The 22,166-nt window shown below is 71.4% G+C and carries 15 protein-coding genes and 1 pseudogene; 5 read left to right on the forward strand and 11 right to left on the reverse strand.

The window, feature by feature from the left end:
- Window positions 1–9: 9 nt before the first annotated feature.
- Window positions 10–762 (reverse strand): dienelactone hydrolase family protein, encoded by a 753-nt coding sequence (locus tag AB0C02_RS12980; protein ID WP_357547436.1) that lies wholly within the window; start codon window positions 760–762, stop codon window positions 10–12.
- A gap of 165 nt (window positions 763–927) precedes the next feature.
- Here AB0C02_RS12980 and AB0C02_RS12985 point away from each other — a divergent pair, with 165 nt between their 5' ends.
- Window positions 928–1,326, forward strand: coding sequence for a DUF2267 domain-containing protein (locus tag AB0C02_RS12985; protein ID WP_357547439.1), 399 nt, complete (start codon window positions 928–930; stop codon window positions 1,324–1,326).
- Window positions 1,323–1,586, forward strand: coding sequence for a hypothetical protein (locus AB0C02_RS12990; protein ID WP_357547443.1), 264 nt, complete (start codon window positions 1,323–1,325; stop codon window positions 1,584–1,586). The genes AB0C02_RS12985 and AB0C02_RS12990 overlap by 4 nt, the downstream gene beginning before the upstream one ends.
- A gap of 65 nt (window positions 1,587–1,651) precedes the next feature.
- Here the strand turns inward: AB0C02_RS12990 and AB0C02_RS12995 are convergent, their stop codons facing one another.
- Complete coding sequence (locus tag AB0C02_RS12995) at window positions 1,652–2,926, reverse strand: multidrug effflux MFS transporter (RefSeq protein WP_357547454.1); 1,275 nt, start codon at window positions 2,924–2,926, stop codon at window positions 1,652–1,654.
- A gap of 183 nt (window positions 2,927–3,109) precedes the next feature.
- Here AB0C02_RS12995 and AB0C02_RS13000 point away from each other — a divergent pair, with 183 nt between their 5' ends.
- Window positions 3,110–3,874, forward strand: a complete 765-nt coding sequence (locus tag AB0C02_RS13000; RefSeq protein ID WP_357547458.1) for a DUF427 domain-containing protein — start codon at window positions 3,110–3,112, stop codon at window positions 3,872–3,874.
- 337 nt (window positions 3,875–4,211) lie between these two features.
- Here AB0C02_RS13000 and AB0C02_RS13005 read toward each other — a convergent pair whose 3' ends face one another.
- The 3 genes and pseudogenes from AB0C02_RS13005 to AB0C02_RS13015 all read right to left on the reverse strand — a co-directional run bounded on the left by AB0C02_RS13005 (window position 4,212) and on the right by AB0C02_RS13015 (window position 7,082).
- Complete coding sequence (locus AB0C02_RS13005) at window positions 4,212–5,594, reverse strand: alpha/beta hydrolase (RefSeq protein ID WP_357547465.1); 1,383 nt, start codon at window positions 5,592–5,594, stop codon at window positions 4,212–4,214.
- A gap of 413 nt (window positions 5,595–6,007) precedes the next feature.
- A pseudogene (locus AB0C02_RS13010) lies at window positions 6,008–6,197 on the reverse strand (hypothetical protein); the annotation flags it as partial.
- 138 nt (window positions 6,198–6,335) lie between these two features.
- The gene (locus tag AB0C02_RS13015) at window positions 6,336–7,082 is read right to left on the reverse strand and encodes a hypothetical protein (protein WP_357547469.1); all 747 of its coding nucleotides are present in this window, start codon (window positions 7,080–7,082) and stop codon (window positions 6,336–6,338) included.
- A gap of 267 nt (window positions 7,083–7,349) precedes the next feature.
- Between AB0C02_RS13015 and AB0C02_RS13020 the strand changes: the two genes are divergently transcribed.
- Window positions 7,350–7,877 (forward strand): winged helix-turn-helix domain-containing protein, encoded by a 528-nt coding sequence (locus AB0C02_RS13020; RefSeq protein WP_357547471.1) that lies wholly within the window; start codon window positions 7,350–7,352, stop codon window positions 7,875–7,877.
- A 112-nt stretch (window positions 7,878–7,989) separates the two neighbouring features.
- Here AB0C02_RS13020 and AB0C02_RS13025 read toward each other — a convergent pair whose 3' ends face one another.
- The gene (locus AB0C02_RS13025; protein WP_357547478.1) at window positions 7,990–12,393 is read right to left on the reverse strand and encodes a S8 family serine peptidase; all 4,404 of its coding nucleotides are present in this window, start codon (window positions 12,391–12,393) and stop codon (window positions 7,990–7,992) included.
- A gap of 294 nt (window positions 12,394–12,687) precedes the next feature.
- On the opposite strand from AB0C02_RS13025, the gene AB0C02_RS13030 reads away from it, so the two are divergent.
- On the forward strand, window positions 12,688–13,200 hold the full coding sequence (locus AB0C02_RS13030; protein WP_357547483.1) for a winged helix-turn-helix domain-containing protein: 513 nt from the start codon (window positions 12,688–12,690) through the stop codon (window positions 13,198–13,200).
- Between the two features lie 4 nt (window positions 13,201–13,204).
- Here the strand turns inward: AB0C02_RS13030 and AB0C02_RS13035 are convergent, their stop codons facing one another.
- From AB0C02_RS13035 to AB0C02_RS13055, 5 genes are all read right to left on the reverse strand, one after another.
- The gene (locus AB0C02_RS13035) at window positions 13,205–13,717 is read right to left on the reverse strand and encodes a hypothetical protein (RefSeq protein ID WP_357547487.1); all 513 of its coding nucleotides are present in this window, start codon (window positions 13,715–13,717) and stop codon (window positions 13,205–13,207) included.
- A complete protein-coding gene (locus AB0C02_RS13040; RefSeq protein WP_357547492.1) occupies window positions 13,704–15,509 on the reverse strand; it encodes a RyR domain-containing protein in 1,806 nt (601 codons plus the stop codon). The genes AB0C02_RS13035 and AB0C02_RS13040 overlap by 14 nt, the downstream gene beginning before the upstream one ends.
- Window positions 15,510–15,712: 203 nt before the next feature.
- Entirely contained in the window at window positions 15,713–16,618 is a 906-nt protein-coding gene (locus AB0C02_RS13045) for an ion transporter (protein WP_357547498.1), read from the reverse strand.
- A gap of 179 nt (window positions 16,619–16,797) precedes the next feature.
- Entirely contained in the window at window positions 16,798–18,015 is a 1,218-nt protein-coding gene (locus tag AB0C02_RS13050; protein WP_357547505.1) for a TIGR02679 domain-containing protein, read from the reverse strand.
- A complete protein-coding gene (locus tag AB0C02_RS13055) occupies window positions 18,012–22,154 on the reverse strand; it encodes a TIGR02680 family protein (RefSeq protein ID WP_357547510.1) in 4,143 nt (1,380 codons plus the stop codon). Before AB0C02_RS13055 ends, AB0C02_RS13050 begins: the two co-directional genes overlap by 4 nt.
- Between the last annotated feature and the right edge of the window lie 12 nt (window positions 22,155–22,166).

Genomic DNA, 22,166 nt, shown 5'->3' on the forward strand with positions numbered 1-22,166 from the left:
CAGCCGGGGTCAGCGGCGGAACGTCCGGTCGAGCAGGTCGAACAGGGCGGCCCAGTGCCGCTCGGTGGCCTGCTCGTCGTACATCGGGGTGTCGGACTGGCTGTAGCCGTGCGCGGCGCCGGGGTAGACCTCCGAGCGGTAGGTGACCCCGGCGGCGTCCAGGGTCTTCTCCAGCGTGGTGATCTGCTCGGCGGTCATCGACGGGTCCTGGTCGGCGTGGCCGAAGTACAGCTCGCCGGTGATCGAGTCGACGGCCAGGTGCGGGCTGTCCGGTGCGTCGGTGACCAACCGCCCGGCGTGGAAGGCCGCTGCCGCGGCGATCCGGTCCGGGTGGGCCTCGATGGCCCGCAACGCGTTCATCCCGCCCATGCAGTAGCCGGCGATCGCGGCCGGTCCGGACGCGACACCCGGCTGACCGGCCAGGAAGTCCAGGTAGGCGGTGGTGTCCCGGGCCACCACTGCCGGGGTCAGGGCCTGCATCATCGGGCGGAGCTGCTCGAACAGCGCCCCGCGCCGGTCGGGGTCCGCGAACGCGGACAGGTCGATCACCGGCGCGCGGCCGGCACGGTAGAGCAGGTTCGGCACCAGTACGACGTAGCCGCGGGCGGCGATCGTCTCGGCCATCCTCGCCACCGCCGAACGCAGCCCGAACGCGTCGGTGAAGACCAGGACGGCCGGGAAGGGACCGTCCCCGTCCGGCCGGACAAGAAACGCGTCGGACACGCCGTCGCCGGTCGGCACGTCCACGGTCGTCGTCTGCATTGGCGAACCTCCTCGCACTAGATCGTCTCGCCGTGCACGCTACCGGCGGCGTCTATGCCCGGTGTGCCACACCCCTGGTGGCCGATGGCGCCGCGCCGGGGCCGCCGTTTGGGGTGGCGGTGGCGGGGAAGTCCCGGGCAGCCATCCGAGAGAAGGGCCTTGCAGGTGGACGACAATCAGTTCATCGGCCTGGTAGCCACGCGTACGGGGACGTCGTCGGAACAGGCGACCGCACTCGTCCGGGCCACACTGACCACGCTGGCGGAGCGGATCGACGGCGGCGAGGCCCGGGACCTGGCCGGCCAGCTGCCGCGGGGCCTGCGGCCGTACGCTTTCGCCTCCGGTGAGACCGCCGAACGGTTCGGGCTCGACGTCTTCGTCGAACGGGTCAGCGGGCGCGCCGACATCGACGTGACGCAGGCGAAGGACGGAGTGACCGCGGTGTTCGACGTCCTCCGGCAGGCCCTGCCGCCCGCCGGGTACGGCGACGTCGTCTCGCAGCTTCCGGCCGAGTACGGCGAGGTCGCCGACCTGACCGCCCCCTTCGTCGAGCGTACGCGGTGAGTCCCGCTGATCCGCTGCGCCGACCACCGGACGCCGACGCGCAGGAGCAGCGGCAGGACGAGACCGTCGTCGGCCCCCCGGACCGGGTGTCGGACGCCGTGCCGGAGGCGTCCGAGGCCGACCTGGCGGAGCAGGGCGTCCTGCGGTCACCGAGCGACCAGGCCGACCTGGCCAGCTCGGTGCGCGGCGACCTCACCGCGGCCGACGCGCTGGAGCAGAACCAGGAGGTCCCGGTCCCGGACGAGGACCGTCGGGGCTGAGCGGGCCCGGTCCGCCGGCCCGCCGACCCGGATGCTGACCGGGCGGGCCTGGTGTCGTCCCCGGGTCAGTGCGCGGCGACGGCGAGCGCGGCCGGTTCGACCTCGGCCAGCCGCGCGGGCCGGACAACCACGAGCAGGACGGCCGTCGCCGCGGCCATGCCGCCAGCGACCACGACGGCCATGGCAACGCTGCCGGTGCCGAGCACGCCGACCAGCGGCGCCGCCAGCGCTCCGACGCCGAACTGCACCGAGCCGAGCAGCGCGGCCGCGGTGCCGGCCGCCTCCCCGTGCCGGGACAGCGCCAGGGCGGGTGCGTTCGGCATGGCGAGCCCGGCGGTGGCGAGCACCACCCACAGCGCGGCCAGGACGGCAGCGAGACCGCCGAAGCCGGTGGCGGCGACGGCGACCAGCACGGCCCCGGCCACGGTGCCCACGGCCAGGGCGGTGACGAGGATCCGCTGCGGCGAGTACCGGCGCAGCAGCCGCACGTTGAGCTGGGTGGCCGCGATCAGGCCGACGGCGCCGGCGCCGAAGGCGAGCCCGAACTGCTGCTCGTCGAGGCCGTACTGCTGTTGGAAGACGAACGACGACCCGGCCACGTACGCGAAGAGGGCCGCCATGGCGAGCCCGGTGACCAGCACGAGGCCGACGAACGTCCGGTCGCGCAGCAGCGCGCGGTAGTCCCGCAGGGTGGCGGCGGCGCCGCCGCGGCGGCGGCGCTGGGGCGGCAGGGTTTCCGGGAGCTGGAGGGCCGCGACGATGATCAACAGGACGCCGAAGACGGCGAGGGCGAGGAACACGCCCCGCCAGCTCGACCAGCGCAGCAGGCCGCTGCCGAGGGTGGGGGCCAGGATCGGGGCCACGCCCATCACCAGCATCAGGCGGGAGAACAGCTTGGCGAAGGCGGCGCCGCTGAACAGGTCGCGGACGACCGCGGTGGACACCACGGCGCTGGCCGCGACGCCCAGTCCCTGCAGCACCCGCAGTGCGCCGACCGTGCCGATGCCGGGGGCGATCGCGCACAGCAGGGACGCGACGATGTGCAGGCCGAGGCCGGCGAGCAGGGGCACGCGCCGGCCCACGGCGTCGGAGAGCGGGCCGATCAGCAGCTGGCCGACGGCGAGGCCGGCGAGGGTGCCGGTCAGGGTCAGCTGGACGGCCGCCGAGGTGGTGTGCAGGTCGGTGGTGATGGCCGGGAGGGCGGGCAGGTACATGTCGATGGTCAGCGGCCCGATGGCGATCAGGGAGCCGAGGACGAGCACGAGCCGCAGCCGTTGCCGGGTGCTCATCAGGTCACCGGCGAGCGTGGGTGTTTCGATCGTTTCGACGGTCGCGGTCATGAGGTCACGCCCGTGCGTGGGCGGGCGGAGAACTGTGCGGCGGTCACAACTGCCACCAAATCATCCGGCCGCTGTTCTCATTCCCGTACAAGAAGATGGTGCCTCAGCTCACATGCCTCGCGCACCCTTGACCAAACCGATCGGTGAACCGCTGCCCGACCGAGCCCAGTAATGGAGGAAACGGTGACAGACTACCCCAAGGCGGTCACCCCGGTCGACCACATCGAACCGGTGCCCCGCCGGATCCGCGCGTTCCTCGCCGCCGAGCCGGTGCTGGACACCACCCGAGCCCAGTACGTGTGGGAATGGCCGTTCTATCCGCAGTACTACATACCGAGCGCGGACGTGAACCGTGACCTGCTGATGGACGAGCAGCGCACGGAGCCGTCGCGGCGCGGCACCGCCCGGCTGCACGGGCTGCGGGTCGGCGACACCACCCGTGGTTCGTGCGCCCGGTGGTACGGGGACGACGCGCGGCCCGGGTTGGCGGACACGATCCGGTTCGACTGGGCGGCGCTGGACGCCTGGTTCGAGGAGGACGAGGAGGTTTTCGTCCATCCCCGCAACCCGTACGCCCGGGTGGACGCCCTGCGCTCCTCGCGCAGCGTGCGGGTGGAGCTGGACGGGACGGTGCTGGCCGAGTCGACGTCGCCGGTGCTGGTCTTCGAGACCGGCCTGCCGACCCGCTACTACCTCGACCGCACCGAGGTGAACTTCCGGCACCTCGTGCCGTCGGACACCACGACCGCCTGCCCGTACAAGGGGCGGACCGGCGGCTACTGGTCGGCGCGCGTCGACGGCACGGTGCATCCCGACCTGGCCTGGTCGTACCGCTTCCCCACTGCGGCGCTGCTGCCGATCGCCGGGCTGGTCGCCTTCTACAACGAGAAGGTGGACCTGATCGTCGACGGGGAGCGGCTGGCCCGACCGCGTACCCACTTCTCGTGACCTTGACGTCCGGTCACCGGGTCGCCGCACCAGGGGGTACGACCGTTGGCTGGCGTGCTCGGCTGCGGGGTACGGGGTGGTCCCACCATTCGGTGAGGTGCCTGGCCTGTCCGGGCCGGGTGTCGGTGTCGGCGTGCAGCCCAACGCCGGTTCGCAGCGGGAGTTGGCCGCGGGCGGGGCGCCGGCCTGCGCCGCGCCACCCGACGCGCCAGCCACTGCCCAAACGACCTGATCACCAGCGTGACCAGCGGTCACCCGACACGCAATGACCCTGGCCTCTCGGGCTCGCGGGCGGATTCGCCGTCCGCAGGGTGAGCTGCGGACGGCGAATGCCGGGTCAGGTCAGCTTTACTGCGCCGAGCCGTTGCTGCGGGGAATCGGCCAGCCGGGTTGCACTGGGTTCTGCCACACAGAGCAGGTCGCGGGCGGGCAACTGACCGGAGAGCAGGTAGCCTGTGGCGGCCGCCTCAACGCAGGCGTTGGGATACTCGCCAAGCACGCTGTGGTGACTCGCCGGGACGGTGATCAGGCGGGAATTGGGCATCATCCGGCGGGTTGTCAACGCGCCGCGATATGGCGTAGCGGGATCACCCGTCGAGTTGATCAAAAGTAGGGGCACCCGACTGCCGGCCACGCTCGGCTGATGCCTACGCTCGATGTCCGGCCAGAACGCGCACGGCGTGATGTTCGCGGTAGCCGGCCCGAAGAATGGGTAGGCGCGGCTGTCCATCGCGTGCTCGATCCGGTACCGCGCGACGCTGGTCGGCCACTTGGTGTCCGCGCATTCGACGAGGAAGTATGCCGCGACGGCGTTGTCGGCGGGAGCCGGCGGTGGCGAGTCCGAGCGGCCCAGGTTCAGCAGGAACGCGAGGTTAGCCGGCAGCGGCAGTCCGTTGTGGAGTATGCCGAGGAAGCGACCGAGGAGGTCGAACCGGTTCTCGGCGTAGAGCAACCGGAAGACGATGGCCCGGAGTTCGGCAGCGGTGAGGCTCTTCGTTCCGACCTGAAGTAGCCCTGTTTCCGCTTGCGCGACCAGCCTGTCCACCGCCCGGCGCACCTCTCGTGCGTCGCTGCCGAGCCCGTACCGGGCATCGTTGCGGGCTGCTGCCGAGGTGAAGAGCCCGAGCATTCGCTCGAATTCAGGCCCGAATGCCCGGTCGGCTTCCCGGCCGTCCTTCAACGGGTCGGTGTTGCTGTCCAGCACGAACCGGTCGACCCGGTGTGGAAAGAGCGCCGCGTAGACACGCCCGAGGGTCGTGCCGTAGGAGTAGCCGAGGTACGAAATCTTGGGCTCGCCGAGCGCCGTCCGGATCAGGTCCATGTCCCGGGCCGCGTCGGCGGTCGTCGCGTACGGGATGGCCCAGCCGGCGTGCGTGCCACAACGTTGCGCGACCATCCGAGCCTGGGCCACCTCGGCAGGGAAGCCGCCCGCTCCGGGCCAGCGTGATATTGCGATGTCGTCACCGGTCAGGCCGCAGGTCACCGGTGACGAACGGCCGACGAAGCGCGGGTCGAAGCCCACCAGGTCGAATTCTTCGACGACCCGCGGATACCCGCTGAGCAACTGGGCGATGTACTCCGGGATTTCGAGCCCGCTGCCACCGGGCCCGCCGGGGTTGACGAGCAGCACGCCACGGCGGCGGGCCGGTTCGATCGCTGGCAGGCGGGAGATGGCGAGCTCGATAGTACGGCTGGCCCGGTCGTTGTGGTCCAGGGGCACCTGGATGGTGGTGCACTCCAGACGACCGCCGGGGCTGCCGCATGGACTCCAGTTGAGTAGCGGCGCCGCTGGCCGTGCCGCTGGCTCGGCCGCCGCCGCAACAGGCGTGAGTGGGAGCAGGATTCCGAGGGCGATCGTGGCAACTATGGCCCTGACTCGACTCATTCTATAGGTCTACATCACGATCTATCGACGACGATAGAGCGATCCGCCGATGATTCCGTGGGGCGCGGCGGCGGACGCGACACGACGCCATGTCCCATCCTTACCCGCCCGGTCGCTCTCGTCTCGGTTAGTGAGGGTAAACATTCACCCAGGGCACGTGGGATCCCGGCTTGATAGCGCTGGGTGAGGTCGCACGATGCGAGTGAGCTCGCCGATTGGAGGATTGATGACGATGGCGTAGCTACGGGTTAGTGCTCGACGACCTGTCCCCGCTCTGACCTGCGGTCGGCGGTCGGCGTGACGGGTGGCGCGGGCGATGTTGGTGTGGCCGTGGACTCGGTGGTAGCCGATTGCGGTGTTTCGTAGCGTTGCCATGACGGCGGGTCCGGTACCGGTCCGAGCCCGATGTAGGTCCTCACGAAAGGTGACGTCCCGGATGCGTCGGCGGCGGGGGTCGAGACGACCAGGTAGCAGGTTTCGCGGCTGGTCTTCGCGCTGGTCGTGTGGGTGCGAGTGATGCTCCCGGCAAGGCAGTCGGCGTCCCGGAAAACCAGGTCATCGCGGCGCTACCGGAGGTCAGGCCCACTCGCCGGTGAAGAGGGGGGCGACGGGACGCTCGCGGCGCCCGATCCGCAGGTCCCCGAAGACGGTGCTGCGCTCCGCTCGCTCCACCTCTGCGTCCAGGTCGATGCTCAGCTCCGCGGAGGCGTCGTGGGCCGCTCCGATGAGCACGATCTCGGTCCCGGCGTGATCGAGGAAGTCGGGTGGGTCGAGCGGGGCGAAGCGGCGACCGTGGAAGGTCGCCTGCAACGCGGCGGGCAGCCGGACCTTCCGGGATCCACTGAGGCCGACTCCGGGCGGGGAGGGCGCCTGCGGGTTCTTCACCGTGACGATGTAGCTCGCCTCGGACTCGATGCTGAGGTCGTGCTGCGCCTCGCCGAGACGCGGCGGGAGTTCGAGTTCGTACGCGAGGTGGGTGTGGTCGTCGTGCCGCGCGATCGCGTAGGCCCCCTCCGCCGCGGGCCGGGCCGGCGGCTGCCGGCGGTCGGCGCGGGTCCTCGTGCGGTAGCGGTGCGCCTGCAGGGCGTCGTGGAGCTGCTGGGGTCGGTCCACGACCGCGTCGACGAACGCCCAGAAGCGGTCGTGCACCTCGATGTCGGGCAGGCGCTTACGCCCGACCACCAGCAGCCGCAGGTGCCGTCCGTGCCACGGGTGCAGCACCACCAGCAGCCGCTGCACCTCCTGCAGGGAGTCGACGTGCTCCTCCTCGACGCGGGGTCGGTAGAGGAAGTAGATGTCCCCGTCCTCGAGCAACTCGGCCATTCGGCCCGCGTACCCCGATCCGGTCGGTGACCAACGCCCCGGTGACTCGCGACCGAACATGCCGGCGATGTAATGAGCCAAATACTGCTTGCTCATTACATCGATATACAGTAGTGTATCAATTTGCAGGAAGCAGTTATGCACCCGCCGGAAGAAACGCCTCACAACATATCAAATCGGCTATTCCCACCAGATTCGCCATGCTCGCCGGATGATCGGCCATTCCGGAGAATGACCCTGGCACGAGTGGAATAAGAAGGGCCCAGGATGAGGGGGATTCCGACCGCGTCTCTGGTCATCGGCATCGCGTCCTCGCCGGACGAACGCCGGCAGCTCGCCCAACTGCTCGCGGGGAACGCGGCCTTCCTGATCGTCTCGAGCGTCAGCCAGGCGCGCGAGTTCCTCGGCGTGCCCCAGACGCCCCGCACCACGGCGTCACCGCCCACCGAAGCCGCGGTCACCGAAACGGCGATCGCCGAGCCCGTGGAGGACGTCGACGCGCCACCGCACTCCGGCCTGAGCGTCGACTCTGACCGCCGGGTGCTGCGCTGGCGGGACCGCGAGATCGAACTGACCCCGCTGGAGCATGACTTCCTGCGCTGCCTGGTCGGCACGCCCGGGCAGGTGTGGACCTACGAGCGGTTGCACCTGAAGGTCTGGGGCAACATGCACCTCGGCCGGGGCTCCGACATGCACTCGGTGGTGCGCCGGGTACGGCGCAAGCTCGCCTGGCTGAACGCCACGACGACGATCCACGCGGTCCGTGGGGTCGGTTTCCGCCTGGCCACCTCCTGACCATCGCCGCTCCCTGAGGGCAGAGCCGCCGGGCCGACGAGGCCACCAAACGGGTTCGGCCCGCCTGGTCGATGACCAGGCGGGCCGAACCTTTCAACTACCGGTCAGGTTGTCAGCAACGGATGGGAGACAGCGCGAAGTCCTCCACCGTCGGCGCACTGTTGTTGATCTTCGTCGTACGGGTCTGGGGCTTCCAGCCGTCCTTGGCGACGATCAACGTCAGCGGGTTGTTCCGCTTGTCCATCCAGTAGGCGTACCCGCCATCGGCTTCGGTGGTGAACGTGAACGACATCGCCCACGTGTCCACCTGGACGATCGCCCCGGAAATCGGCGCCTTCGCGCCCTGGCAACTCGTCCCGGTGACCGTACCCATCAGCTTGCCCCAGGTCTTCGGCGCGCTCGCGATCATCGTCACCGGCACCGGCTGCACCTGGTACGGGGTGTTCTGCTTGATCGCGACCGAAGCGGTGTAGGTGCCCGGCTGGTCGACGTTCGCCGTCATCCCGACGGTGACCGTCACCTTGGCGCCCGGCGCCAGCGTGACCGCCGTCTTGTCGATCGTCATCCAGCTGACGTCCGCCGCGGCCTCGCTGCATCCCTCGAACCCGGGCAGCACCTCGTTGTCGGAGGTGGCGTCGAAGCTGCCCGACGAACCGCCGATCTTGTAGAAGCCGCACGCCGCGGCACCGCGGTAGCGGGCCGTGTTGGCGTTCGGCAGGTTGGACCACGCCTTGGTGGCCGGGTCGTAGGCGAAGCCGGCGTTGGTGATGGCGCCACCCTGCGAGCCACCGACGACCATGAGCTTGCCGCTCGCCACGGCGAACGAGCTGGCCCAGCTGTCGACCGGCGCGTCGGCGATCGCCGTCCAGGCGTTGGTGCCCGGGTCGAAGGCGTAGCTGGCCTTCAGCGCGGCGGAACCGTCGTTACCACCGGTGCAGTAGACGACGCCGTCGATCCCGCCACAGGACAGGAACGCCACCGACTTCGGGTAGTTGGGCAACGTCTCCCAGGCGTCGCCGCCCGGGTCGTACCGGACGACCGAGTTGGACATCGGGGTGCAGGACGAGGTCGTGCAGCCGCCGACGGCGTACAGCTTGCCGCCGACCACCGCCTGCCCGGCGGCGGAGCGCGCCGCGGGGTTGTTGGCCTTCTTCGTCCAGCTGTTGGCCGCCGGGTCGTACGACCAGGTGGTGCCGTCCGGCCCGGACGCTCCCCAGCCGCCGGTCGCGATGATCTTCCCGTCCACGACGCCCACCGTCATGGCGTTGCGCGCGCCGGGGAGATCGGCGATCGGCGCCCAGTTCTGCGCGATCGGGTCGTAGGCGTAGTTCTTCGCGGTGGAGGACGACCCGTCGCTGCCGGCGATCGAATAGATCTTGCCGTCGAGGTTCACCACCCGGTTGTCCATCACCTTCGCCGGGTAGTTGGCGATGGTGGTCCACGGCGCGGCGTGCGGGCCGACCGCGGCGGGTGTCGCCGTGGTCCCCATGCCGGACGTCTGCGCGGCGAACGACGTGGAAGCGGTGAGCCGCTGCTCCGGTGCGCCGCTGGACGCGAGCACCTGCTGCTTGCTCAGCTGGGTGCCGTCGGCCCGCTCGAGCACGAAGCCGCCGTCCCGCTTGCTGAACTCGACGTCGACCGGGGCGCCACCGGTGTTGGTCACCGTGAACTTCGAATTGACCTTGCCGGTGGGCATCTGCGCGGTGCCGACGACCTCGGCCGGGGTGATCGACAGCTGGCCGGCCCCGAGCTTGAAGTTCACCGACGTCGCCCAGTCAGTCTCGACGTCGACCTGCTTGCTCTGGCTGACGTACTTGCCGGCCTTCGCGGTGAAGCTGTGCGAGCCGGTCAGCGACGAGAACATCCAGAAGAAGCCGTTGGGCAGAGCGGGATCGTCCGGCTTGGCCACGGTGGTGGCCTGCTCCGCCGGCCGGTCGTCGCTGGTGACGGTGGCGCCGTTGAGATATCTGTCGTCGTTCTTGTCCTGCACCTGGCCGAACACCAGGCCACCGTCGATCGGCTCGCAGAGGACCTGGCTGCCGATCAGCACGTTGTCGATCTGCCACCACCACACCCACTGGGCGTCGTAGAAGTGGAACCGAACCCGCGCCTGGGACTTGCCCGCAGCCTGCGGGATCTTGACCTCCGTCGCCCGCGGACCACGGGCGTCGGCCGTCTGCCGCAGCACGTTGGTCCAGGTGGCGCCGCCGTCGAGGCTCAGGTCGACATCCGCCTTGTTGGAGCTCAGCTGGCGGAAGTCCTGGTTGAACCGGATCACCGGCGCGGCGACGTTGGTCAGGTCGACGATCGGGCTGACCAGCGAGCTGTCCTGCCGGTTGCCGCTGCCGTACTTGTCGCTGTCGAGGATCGCGAAGTTGCCGGTGCCGCCGGTCAGGTTGCCCCGGAGGCCGGGGTCGTTGAACTGCCACCCCTGGCCGTTGCCGATGTTGTCCACGATGGACCAGCCGGCCGGTCTGGTGGTGCCGTCGAAGGTCTCGTACACCCCGTCGGAGCCGTTGCGGTAGCCGGGCGCCGTGGTGCAGGAGTTGGCGGCCACCGGCACGGCCACGTTGTGGGTGACGTTCTTGGAGCCGACCACGACGTCCTTGGTCACCGTCTGGTAGCCGGGGTACTGCGACTCGACCTTGATGCTGTAGGTCGCCCCGGCCGGGAGCGTGAAGCTGTAGCGGCCGTTGTTGGGCTTGGTGTAGGTCGAGACGCCCGAGGGGCCCGTGACGCTGACCCTCGCGTAGAGCGGCCAACCGTGTCCGGAGCCGTCGGTGACCGTTCCGCTGACAGTCACGCTCGGCACCATCGCCAACGCGACGTTGGTCGTCGTGGTCGCGTTCTTGGTGATCGTCGCCGACACCGTCTTGCTCTGGTAGCCGAACGCCGACACCGCGACCTGGTAGTCACCGGCCGGCAGGGTCGACGAGTACTTGCCGTCGCTGCCGGTGGTCAGATCGCGGCTGGCCGCACCGGTCAGGGCGACGGTGGCGCCCGGGATCGCCGCGCCGGTGCCCGCGTCGGTGACCGTGCCGGCCAGGGTGCCGGTGTCGCCGATCGGGGCGGCGTTGAGCAGCGCGAGGACGTCCAGCCGGCCCTCGCCGTAGACGTTGTTGTTCGCCGCGGTGCCGCCACACTGGCTTCCGGCCGTGTCGATAGCCGTGGAGTTCAGCAGTGCGCGGGTCCGGGTGATGTCACCGACCAGCGTCGGCGCCGCCGACCACAGCAGCGCGATCGCGCCCGCGAGGTGCGGCGAGGCCATCGAGGTGCCGCTGGCGCTGCCGTAGGCGCTGCCCGGCAAGCTCGACCGGACGTTGACCCCGGGCGCCGAGATGTTCGGCTTGATCGTGCCGCCCTGCCCGGCGCCGCGGGAGGAGAAGCTGGCGATGGTGTTGTTGACGTCGTAGGCACCGGCGGAGTAGTTGCTGGTCCGGCTGCCCGGCGAGCCGCTGGTCTGGCAGCCCGGACCGTTGTTGCCGTTGGACCAGGACCCGAAGATGCCCGAGGCGGCCCACGCGTCGGTCACGTCCTCCATGAACGGGTCGTTGGAGGGCAGCTCCGTTCCCCACGAGTTGTTGATGATGTTCGGCCGCTTGCTGGCGTCCGGGTTCTGGCCGTTGAGGTCCCGGGGCTGGAGCATCCACTGGCCGGAGTTGATCAGCGCGGCGTCGGTGGGGCAGCAGCCGTTCGCGGCGATCCACTTGACCTCGGGGGCGACACCGATCTGGTTGGCCCCGGCGGAGCCGGCCATCGTGCCCATCGTGTGCGTGCCGTGGCCGTTGTTGTCGCAGGGGGTGGCGCAGGTCCCGGCGGCGTTGTACCAGTTGTAGTTGTGGTTGAACGTGCCGTCGCCGTTGTTGCCGCGGTAGGAGTTCACCAGCGCCGGGTGGTCGAACTGGACCCCGGTGTCGATGTTCGCCACCGTGATGCCGGCACCCTTGACGCCGTACTGGGACCAGACCTGGTCGGCCTTGATGTTCGCGACGCCCCACTCGACGGCGTTCACCGTCTTCTCGTCGGTGCCCTTCGTCGTCTCGGGCACCTTGTACTCGATCGGGGCGTAGAGGCCCTCGACCTCGGCGTGGGTGGCGAAGTTCTGCACCATCATCGACGAGCCGCCGCTGACCTTGATGGCGTTGGTCGCCCAGAAGGTCTGGTACTTGACGCCCGAGCTGTTCAGCTCAGCCCGGATGGCGGCCTGGCTCTTCGCGGCGGTCTGCTGCAACGCTTCCGCGACCGCGGTGCCCCGCTCGTTCCAGTCCTTGATCGCGCTGGCTTTGCTCAGGTCCGCCTTGTCCTTGAAGTGGATCCAGAAGTCACCCTCGCTCTTGCCCTGCAGTTGCTGCGCGAGATCCGGGCGGATCTTGTCCGACGGGGACACCGCGCCGATGCCCGTTCCGGCCTGCGCGCCGGTGCCGGTGGCGACCAGGGCTGTCGCGACGAGGGCCAGAGCCGCTCCTGCACTCAGCAGGGGTCTGGCGATCTGCCTCGGGTGTGGACGTCTCAGCATCGCTGCTGCCTCCTCCAGTACGACCCGCGGTTAATCGAGCCATGCCGAAGGGTTCAGGAGATCCCTTCCGTCAGGATCACACCGGAACGAACAGACCCCCGCACCCCCCGGGCCGCCGTGCGGGTCACGCCGGCTGCCCGGTTGGACACTATGATCGAGGCAAAAGGACGATCAAGAACGCGACGTAAGCAACTTGTAACTAACGGTTGCCTAGTTGCGGGCGGCTTTGACAATTATGGTCACGACCAAGACGAAGCTGGGCAGAAACTGCCCGTCGTTTCGGGGTGGAGGGCTGTGGCCGAGGACCTGTTTCCACTGTTGATCGCCGTGACACCGTCGCCGGCCGAGCGGATCCGGCTGGCGGAACTCCTCGACGGTGTCGCACCGCTGCTGCTGGTGGCTGATTTCGATGAGCTGCGCAGGCTGATCGCGGTCCCGCAGCAACGTACGGCGGAGCCGCCCGGCCGGGCACCCGCCGCCGTGGCCGCGGCGGTCGACGACACGTTGCTGATCGACTCGGTCCGGTCCACCGCCCGCTGCGGGGACCGTCAGGTCGATCTCACCCGGCTCGAGCATGACCTGCTGACCTGCCTGACCACCGAGCCGGTCCGGGTGTGGAGCTACGCCGAGCTGCACCGTTCGGTCTGGCACGACGAGCGGCTGCAGCGCAGGGCGGACGTGCAGTCCCTGGTGAAACGGCTGCGGCGCAAGCTCGCCGACCTCGGCACCGGCGTCACCATCGACGCCGTACGCGGTGTCGGGCTCCGGCTGACCCACCACCGACGGCCCAGAGTCGGTGGCGCGTGATGCCTCAGACGGTGGGCATCCGTCGGGCACCGGTGGGCCACAGGATCGTGGTCGGGATGCCGCGCTGCCGCGCCCAGTCGACGGTCCGGTCCGTCGATGCGGCGTGGCAGCCGAGCTCGCCGTCCCAGACCGCCACAAGGCGCTGTATCCGGCGGAGCAACTCCCGGTTGGCGGCCACGTAGGCGGCGGTACCGGAGCGGTTATGGTCAATGTGGATGACCCGGGTCGCCCGCTGGAGCAGCTCGTCGTAGGCGGCCCGGCGGTCCTGCGCGATCGCCGCGGCCCGGTAGTCCGGGGCCGGCAGGATCACCTCGTACGTGCCGCCGGTGGCCAGGACCGCGCGGGCGAAGATCTGGTCGGCCCCGGCCGCGAGGCAGGTGACGCCGTGCACCGGCCGGTCGCTGATCCGGCGTAGCTCGACGCGGAGCGCGTCGGCGATGAGCCGCTCGGTGTCGGGCGTCAGGTTGATGTGCCCGGTGATGCCGACGCGCAGCGGTGCGGGGTCAGGCAGCGTCATCGGCCGATCCTTTCCGCTGCCCGGGCACGGCGGACGCCAGCCGGATCAGTTCGAACCCGCTGTCGGACAGGACGTCGGGCAGCGCTCGGATCTCCTCGCGGTTCTGCTCCTGAACCTCGGGAGTCAGCTCGTGCCAGGGTCGCAGTGCGGGATGCTGCCGCCGGGCGTCGTCGCGGGGCTCGCCGTACGTCCAGCCCTCCCCCTGACGTTCCCGGCACCAGCGCTCGTGCTCGAGTTGGGCGAGTTCGTCGACCCGGTCGTCGATGGCCCGCCCGGCGGCCGAGGCGTCGCCGGTGCTGCCGTGCCGGGGCGCCACGACGCAGCCGAGGTTCAGCAGCTTGGCGGCGATGTCCTGGACGTGGGCGCGGTTGGCCCGCCGCAGGGACTCGGGCAGGTGCGACCAGTCGACCATCGCGGGTGCGTCGCCGGGGCGTACCCCGGCCCGCTGCTGGGCGTGCAGGTAGCGGTCGTGAATCTGCTCGGCCAGCCGTTCGGTGAGGTCCTCGGCGATCAGTCGGGCGTCGCAGGCCCGGGTCAGCACCGGGTACAAACGCAGTTTGCCGTGGACCTCGTCGAGCAGGTCGTGGCGGGAGTCGCCGTGGAAGGCGGCGGCGAGCGCCGCCTGCCGGTAGACCGGGATGAAGACGGCGCTCGCCACTGCCCGCCAGAGCGCGGGGGTGTCCAGCACGAACTGCAGGCCGGTGCGTTCGTCGAGTGGGCAGAGGTAGATGCGGTCGTAGCCGCCGGCGGCCAGTTGCGGCAGCCTGACCAGGCCGTCGAGGTCCACGTCGTACGCGGAAAGCTGGCAGATGGTGGTCAGGAACGGGTAGCGGGAGGCGGCCAGGGCGAGCTCGGTGGTGGCGTCGGTGGCGACGAGGTCCACGTGCAGGGGTGGGGCGGGCTGACCCGCGCGGGCCGGGCGTGCCCGCCAGTGGCGGGCGGTCTCCACCAGCAGGGCGCGGCGGAAGGTGCCGTTGCCGGCGATGAGCACCTTCGCCGGTCGGCTCGGGGCGGGGCGCAGCGGGTGGTGGCGGTGCAGCGCACGGGCGGCGATGTCGTCGACGTGGAAGTAGTCCAGTCGTAGTCGGCTGGATCCGGCGGCGCCGAGCCGCCGGGCCTGCAGGGACAGGCACATCTCCGGGTCGTGGACCTGGACGTAGACCCGGGGTGCGGGCCGCCGGTCGTGAACCAGGTGACTGGCCGTGTTGGCGATGGCGTGGTTGCGGTCGTCGTCGCCGGTGCAGGCGTAGATGGTGCGGGCCCGCGGCAGGCCCGCGCCGCGCAGCACGTCGGCGCGGGTGGGGTCGCCGATGACGCCGAGGTAGCGGCGTTGGCGGAATTCCAGTGGCCCGAACGGTTCGGAGCGCACCACGACCACGCGTTCGCCGTCGGCGAAGAGCCGGTCGGCGAGCATGTGGGCGAACTGGGAGTCGCCGCAGACCAGGGCGTGGTTGCGGGCTCGCCGGGCGCGCAGGCGACGGATCTCGGCGGCGAGCAGCAGCCGGCTGGCCTCGACCACGGCGATCAGGGTGAACAGCGGGGCGGTGAACCGGGCGACCTCCAGCTGCCACGGGTAGGGGCCCCGCTGCTGGAAGGGCTCGGCGCTGAGCACGAAGAGTTGAAGGTCGTAGTAGAGGACGTCGTACACGTCGTGGATGGCGTTCGGCTGCTCCAGCCGCAGTTGCTGGAAGCCGAGGTAGCCCAGCGCCAGGGAGAGCAGGCCGATGACCCCGAACACCACCCGCAGCCATCGTGCGGTGGGGCGGGAGAAGCCGGCGAGGGGGTGCGTCATCGGGTGGCACTCCCGCCGATGGGATCGTCGCGGCGCAGGCCAGCCACCTCGGAGCGCCGGGAACGGCGTCGCGGCCACCAGGTTGCGACCATAAGTCCCATGGTATTGGACGAAATCGATCACGCCGGTGTTCGGCACACCGGGCCGGTCGGCTCTTTTAGCAGGTCAGCCCGCCGCCGCTGCGCCTGCGGCGGTCATCGCGCTCAAGTCCTCCGCGTCGGATTTCCGTCGTCGCGGCCGATGCGTAGGTCCCGCTCCAACTCCGTCAGCATCGTGCGCATGTCGTCCAGCCGCTGACTGATCATGATCCGGTCGAGATGATCCGGCACACCGTCGCCGTCCTCGTCGACCGCCATCCGCTCGGTCATCTCCAGCCGCCGGGCCTCCTCCATCGAGTTGACGACCACCGCGATCAGGATGTTCAGCAACAGGTTTACCGTGATCAACACATAGCTGACGTAATAGACCAGGGTCCACGGCGACAACGCCATGCCCTGCTCGACCAGCTCCGGCAGCGTGTTCAAGGACAGCAACACGAAGAGGGTCACCACACTCTGGCCGATGGTGCCGTAGTCGTCCGGATAGGTCTCGGCGAAGATCAGCCACCCGACCATGCCGTACACGTACAACGTCACCAACGCCAGCGCGAGGAACCCACCAACACCCGGAAGACTGCGCAACAGAGCCGCCACAATGGTCCGCAACCCCGGCGAGAAACGCACCAACCGCACCACCCGCGCCATGCGGATCACCCGCAACGCCGCCGTATCCCCGTGCAGACCCGGAATGAACGCCGCCGCGATCACCACAAAATCGAAGACGTTCCACCCACCCCGGAAAAAGTCCTGCGGCCGCCGACCATGCGCCAACACCCGGATGACGATCTCCACCACGAACACCGCACGGAAACACCACTCCAACACCCGCAGCAGCACCCCGAGCGACCCCGGATGCGGATAGGTCTCGACACCGAGCATCACCGCGTTCACACCGATGACGACCACAATCGTCACCTCGAACCAATGCGACTCCGCAACGCCGGCACACCAACGAGCCACCCGCGACGGCCGCGGCCCGGACACCACCGGGGCAGACCGCTGCGGCGGCACCGGCCGCCGGCTCACCGGACCGCCCGTTCTCCGGGGGCGATCAGGCCGAACGGCGCGTACGGGGGAACGGCGCTTCGCCACGTCACCGGCGAGATCCGGCCGCGCCGTTGGGTTGATCATCAGGGCAGCGTACCGACCGATCGAGGCGGTCACCGGTCAGCAGGGCGCGCAAGGATCGATCACCGACGCGGGCGGCGTCCCGCTTCGCGCAGATCGTCCAGCAGCAGGTCGATCAGCCGCTCCTCCATCACCGCGCGCCCGGCACGGCGCATCGCGTTGACCAGCGCCGGGTCCCAGGGCGTCGGGGCGGGAACGCCGACGAGGGTGGGGCCCGACACCGCGGCGGTCTCGTACTCGGTCGTGGACATCCGCCAGGGAAGCGCCGTCGGGTAACGCGCGAGGGCCGCGGCGGTCAGTCGTACGCCGGTCCAGTCCAGGTCGTTGCGCCACCGGATCGCGGCACCCCGCGCCGCGCGCAGCAGGGTGTGCACCGCCACCGACGGCACGCCCTCGGCGCAGATCAGCGGCGGGGCCTGCGCGCCGAGCGCGGCGGTGGCCGCCCGTAGCACCGCCGGGTTCTCGCAGACGAAGATCTCGTCGCAGGCCAGGGCGAGCGGGGCGAGGCGAAGCTGGTGCAGGGTGACCCGCACCGGCACGCCCGCCTCCGCGGCCTCGGTCAACCACCGTCCGAGCAGGCCGCCGGCGGCGGGCACGTTGAGCACCAGCACCTGACTGGCGAGGTCGTCGGGGACCAGCCCGACGGACTCCCACAGGGCCCGCTCGGGCTCCCCTCCGGTGGGAACCGGCAGCTGCTGCCAGGCAGCGAGGGCCCGCAGCACGAGGCCCCGCAGCGGGCCCTCGGCCAGGGCCTTCGTGTCGTCGAGCACCCGGTCGGCAAAGACCGGGATGGGCTCGTCCGGTGCGGGCAAGGCGTCGAGTACGCGCAGCACGTCCGGGAACGGAAGGCCGGCTCTGACGGCGCGGGTGAGGGTGCCGTCGTGGCGCAGGGCGTCGAGCCAGTCGCCGTACCAGCCGGCGGTGGCGTGCCGGCTGGCTTGAGCGAGGGTGAGCAGGGCAGCTCGCGCCTCGGCCTCGCGCGCCGCCTCGGCGGGCCGGTTGCGCAGGGGGACCACTGCGGAGAGCAGGTCGCGCAGGTCTACCCCGTGGACCGCGCGAAGATGATCGTCCACGTCGCTGAGACGCACGCTGAGCCGCGCCGACCCCGCGGACCGGTGGGCGCCGCTGATCCCGATGATCACCACTCGTTCGTCGTCGCTCGGGGACGTCAGGGTCACGGCGACGTCGAGCCGCCCGCCGGTGCGCTCAAGACTGCGCCGGGCGGCGGCCAGCAGCCGCCGCCACCCCGGGTCGTCGGACAGCCGCAGGCCCGCGCTCATTGGTCGGCGAGGTCGAGGACGAGTTCGGACGGGTCGATCTGGTCGGCGATGCCCGGCGCGCGGCGGGTCTCCGGCGAGCCGAGCGCGCGGGCCAGCGTCCCGTCGAAGTCGGCGACGTTGACCGATCCGTCCCACACCAGCAGCAAGGTGGACACCGTGTGCTCGACCGTGGAGTGGGACAGGTCGTAGTGAGCCGCGCCGCGGACCGTCGGATGGGTGGCCCACAGGTCGTATCCGGTCATGAACAGGTCCAGGTCGAACTGCTTCGCCAGCGCCATCAGCTCGCCCCGGCCGGTGTCGTCCACCCCCGCGAACGCCTCGTCCAGGCCGAGGAGGCGGGGCGCGTCCGGCCGGGCCGAGCCGAACAGCGCGTTCGCGGCGGCGAACAGCGGCAGGTGCAGCGACACGGACTGCTCGCCGCCGGAGAGCTGGCTGTGCCGGGCCCTGGTCAACGCCTCGGTGCCGCCACCCGGTGGGTGCAGGGTGAACGCGAACGCCCGCCACTGCCGGTAGTCGAGCACCTCCCCCAGCAGCTCCCGGTAGGGGCGCTCGGGGTGCATCGCGCGAGCCGCCTTGATCCGGGCGGCGAAGTGCCGGCGCATGGCGGTCAGCTGCGCCGGTCCCAGCCGGGCCGGGTCGCGTTCCAGCAGCTTGCACACCTCCCGCTGCTCGGCGTCGAGGTCGTCGGCGAGCCGCCACCCGACGCCGACGGTCAGCCCGGAGGACATCCGGCGGGCCCGCATCTGGGTGTCCATCGCCTCAACCAGGTCGCGAGCCTCGATGGTGCGGTGATGGATCTGCCGGGCGAGCTGGCCCAGCAGCGCGTCCTCCAGCACCCGCTGCTCGGCGTCGGTGAGCAGCTGCTCCTGATCGCGTCGCTCGCGGGCGATCCGGTCGGCGAAGTGCGCCACCGGGGTGAGGCCCTGCTCGTCGGCGACCCGGACGATGATGACCCCGTCATCGGTGTCCCACTCGGGGCGCTGGTCCAGCCCGGCCGCCGGCAGCTGCGCCTGCAGTTCGGTCAGCGCGGTGGTGAGCCGGGTGGCGCTCTGCTTGAGCGAGGTCTCGGTCGGGCTGAGCTCCCTGGTGGCGGCGAGGATCGCCTCGTGCAGGGCGGCCACCTGCGGATCCAGCTCCGCGCCGGGGCCGTCGCCCGTCACCCGGGCCGGCCACCGCAGGTCTGTCGGGCAGCGCAGCAGCCCGAGCAGGTCCGCCCGGGCGTACGGGCGCAGCCGCAACGCGTCGTGGTGCGCCTCGGCCACCGCGGCGGCGACGGCCTGCTCGCTCAACTCCACCCGGGTGACCGCGGCGGCCCGCCGCTGCTGGGCGACGCTCAGTTCGGTGCGGACCCGCTCGACGGCGGCCTCCGCTTCGATGATCTCGTCGGCGGTACGCGCCACGTCGGCCAGCACACGTTCCGCCTCGGCGCCGACGCTGGCCCGAAGCGTCCGGTACGCCTCGGCCTTCTCCCGGTGCCGCTCGGCCGCCGCACGGGCCGCGTCCTCGGCGGCGGTGAGCCGGTCGACGGCCTCGTCGTGGCGCTGCTGCGCCTGCTCCTCCTGCTCGGCGGCGCGCCTGGCGGCCGGATGGGCGGCATCCAGGCGTACGCCGCGCTTCTCGAACCGGTCGACGGCGTCGGCGGTGGCCTCCAGGCGCTCCAGCGGCAGGGACCGCTCCGCGATGACCCGGTGCAGCGCCGCGGCGGCCACGGCCCGTTCGGCCAGGGCCTGGTCCAGGCGGGCGTTCGCCGCGGCCGCGGACTCCTGCCGGTTGCGCAGCGTGACCGCCGCCCGCTCCACCTCCCGCAGCGCGGTGTGGATCACTGTGAGCGGTGGCAGCTGACCGGCGGCAGCCGACACGGCGGCCAGCAGCCGCTCGATCGCCGACCGCTCCTCGTCGAGGGTGCGCAGCTCCGCGTCGAGCGCGGCGCGCTGCCGGTCGCAGTCGGCGAGCCGGGCGGCGCGCCGGGCCGCCCGGGCGGTCGCGCCGATGTACTCGCAGCGGGGCTTGGCGAACCGGCCGACGCCGATGCCCTGGGCGTACCGGCCGTCGACGCCGACGGTGACCGCCGCCGCGTCCTGCGGGTCGACCACGTCCGCCAACGCCACCGAGGCCAGCAGCTCGCGGATCCGTTCGGCGGGCACCTCGTCCTGTTCCTCGGCGACCAGCATGTCGGCGAGCGTCGCGCCGGCGGGACGCCGCTGTGGCCGCAGGGGCAGCAGGTAGCCGTCCAACCCCTCGCCGGCCACCGCGTCCGCCGCGAGGTCCGGGTCGGGGTGCAGCCAGGCGTCCAGGAGACCGGCCGCGTGCAGGGCCGCCTCGATGGCCGCGGCGGTCGCGTCGGGCACCTCGTCGGCGAAGCGGACCAGCCGCCACAGGGGTGCGCCGGGCCGGCCGGCGCGCGGAGCGGGACGGGTCACCGGGGTCGGCGGCGCGTCGTCGTGTTCGGCGGCGATCCGGTCCCGTTCCGCCGCCAGCTCGGCCACCCGGCCGGCCAGCGCCGTGCGGTGCGCGGTCAACTCCGCGAGCCGGTCGCGGTGCCGTGCGACGGCCGGGGCGGTGGCGTCCGCGTACACCTCCCGTGGGGTCGGCGCGCCGGGCTCGCCGGCGGCGTCGACGGCGGCGCCCAGCAGGGCCGGCAGGTCCGGGCGGTCGAGGTCGGGCAGCAGGCCGGCGTGGTCCTGCGCCCACCGGTCGACGGCGGCGCGCACCTGCCCGCGAACGTCCGTCAGGGCCCGCTCGGCGCGCTGCTCGGCCTGCTCGGCCTCGGTGAGCGCGTCGGCCGCGCTGGCGGCGTCGGCGGCCGCCCGGCCATGGTCGCGTTCGGCCTGTCCGTGCCGGGTCGCCTGCGCACGCACGGCGCGCACGTCGTCGCGGCGGGCCCCCGCCCGGGCGGCGAGCCGCGCGGAGAGCCCTTCCGGAACGCCGTCGGCGGCGGTCCAGGCGATCCCGGCGGTCTCGGCGTCGAGCAGCAACTCGGCGGCGAGGCGCTCCGCGCCGGCCCGCGCGTCCCGGGTCGCCAGGACGGCCCGCTCCCACTCGCCGCGCCGCCGTCCGGCCGCGTCCTGCTCGACGGTGACGGACCGGCGGGCCCGCTCGGCCTCCTCGGCCAGGTCGTGCACATGCCGTTCCAGGTCGGCGAGCTGCTCGTGGGACTGATATGCCGCCGAACTCTTCAGGCTGTCCAGGTGCGCGCGCAGCCGACCCGGCTCGCCCTCCACCGCCCGCAGGCGCCCGGTGGATCCGCTCTCCGCCTCGGCCGCCGCCGTGGCCTCCCGGCGTGCCTCGCCGAGCGCCGCGGACCGGTCGGCGACGGCGGCGCGGCGCGCGGTCAGCAGATCGGCCGCCGCGCGGGCGTGGGTACGCAGGTAGGTGGAGTAGACCGTGAGGAAGGCGGCGGTGGCGCCGTCCGCCGCGGCCAGCCCTTCGAGGGTACGGGCGACCGCCTCCATGTCGTCGAACGAGCGAGCCGCCTCCACGAGCAGGTGGTCCTCGATCGGGCGCAGGCCCCGCTGCAGGGTGCGGGACAGTTCGACCGGGTTGAGGTCCTTGGCGAGCTGTGGCTTGCGCAGCGTCAACACCAGGTCGAGCAGCTGCTCGTAGCGGGCCGGGCCGAGGCCGAACAGGCGGGCGTCGACGAGCTGCCGGTAGTCCTCCGGGGAGTCCCGCACCGCGTCGGCGCCCAGCCGGTCGATGAGATCGCGCCGGGTCAGCGGCCGGTCGTCGCCGTCCAGCAGGGAGAAGTCCACGCCGACCCGGCCGTCGGTGACGAAGTGCCAGCGGGTCACCCGGTCCACGTGCCGGTGGGCGCGCAGCCCGATGCCGACCGTCACGTACTCCTCGCCGTTCCCGAACTCCATCCACACGTACGCGTGAGCCGTCTCCTGCCCGCGGTAGAGCAGGTTCGACTTCATGGTCCGGTCCTCGCTGGCGAACGGGTTGAGCCGGCGCGGCTCGATCCGCCCGTCGAGCACGAACGGGAAGAGGACCTCCAGCGCCTTGGTCTTGCCGGAGCCGTTCGGCCCGCGCAGCACCAGCCACCCGTCGACGAAGAGGAACTCCTCGTCGCGGTAGTCCCACAGGTTGATGATCCCGGCCCGGGTGGGCGCGAAGCGGCGTACGGCGCGTTGTTCGATCACGGAAACGTCCCG

Origin of the sequence: Micromonospora sp. NPDC048999 (genome assembly GCF_040649295.1) — a bacterium.
GTDB lineage: Bacteria > Actinomycetota > Actinomycetes > Mycobacteriales > Micromonosporaceae > Micromonospora.

Bases quoted from the DNA above. Each gene is read 5' to 3' on its own strand.
- AB0C02_RS12980 (WP_357547436.1), bottom strand. From the start codon at position 762: ATGCAGACGACGACCGTGGACGTGCCGACCGGCGACGGCGTGTCCGAC.
- AB0C02_RS13020 (WP_357547471.1), top strand. From the start codon at position 7,350: ATGAGGGGGATTCCGACCGCGTCTCTGGTCATCGGCATCGCGTCCTCG.
- AB0C02_RS13035 (WP_357547487.1), bottom strand. From the start codon at position 13,717: ATGACGCTGCCTGACCCCGCACCGCTGCGCGTCGGCATCACCGGGCAC.
- AB0C02_RS13025 (WP_357547478.1), bottom strand. From the start codon at position 12,393: ATGCTGAGACGTCCACACCCGAGGCAGATCGCCAGACCCCTGCTGAGT.
- AB0C02_RS13040 (WP_357547492.1), bottom strand. From the start codon at position 15,509: ATGACGCACCCCCTCGCCGGCTTCTCCCGCCCCACCGCACGATGGCTG.
- AB0C02_RS13015 (WP_357547469.1), bottom strand. From the start codon at position 7,082: ATGGCCGAGTTGCTCGAGGACGGGGACATCTACTTCCTCTACCGACCC.
- AB0C02_RS13050 (WP_357547505.1), bottom strand. From the start codon at position 18,015: ATGAGCGCGGGCCTGCGGCTGTCCGACGACCCGGGGTGGCGGCGGCTG.
- AB0C02_RS12995 (WP_357547454.1), bottom strand. From the start codon at position 2,926: ATGACCGCGACCGTCGAAACGATCGAAACACCCACGCTCGCCGGTGAC.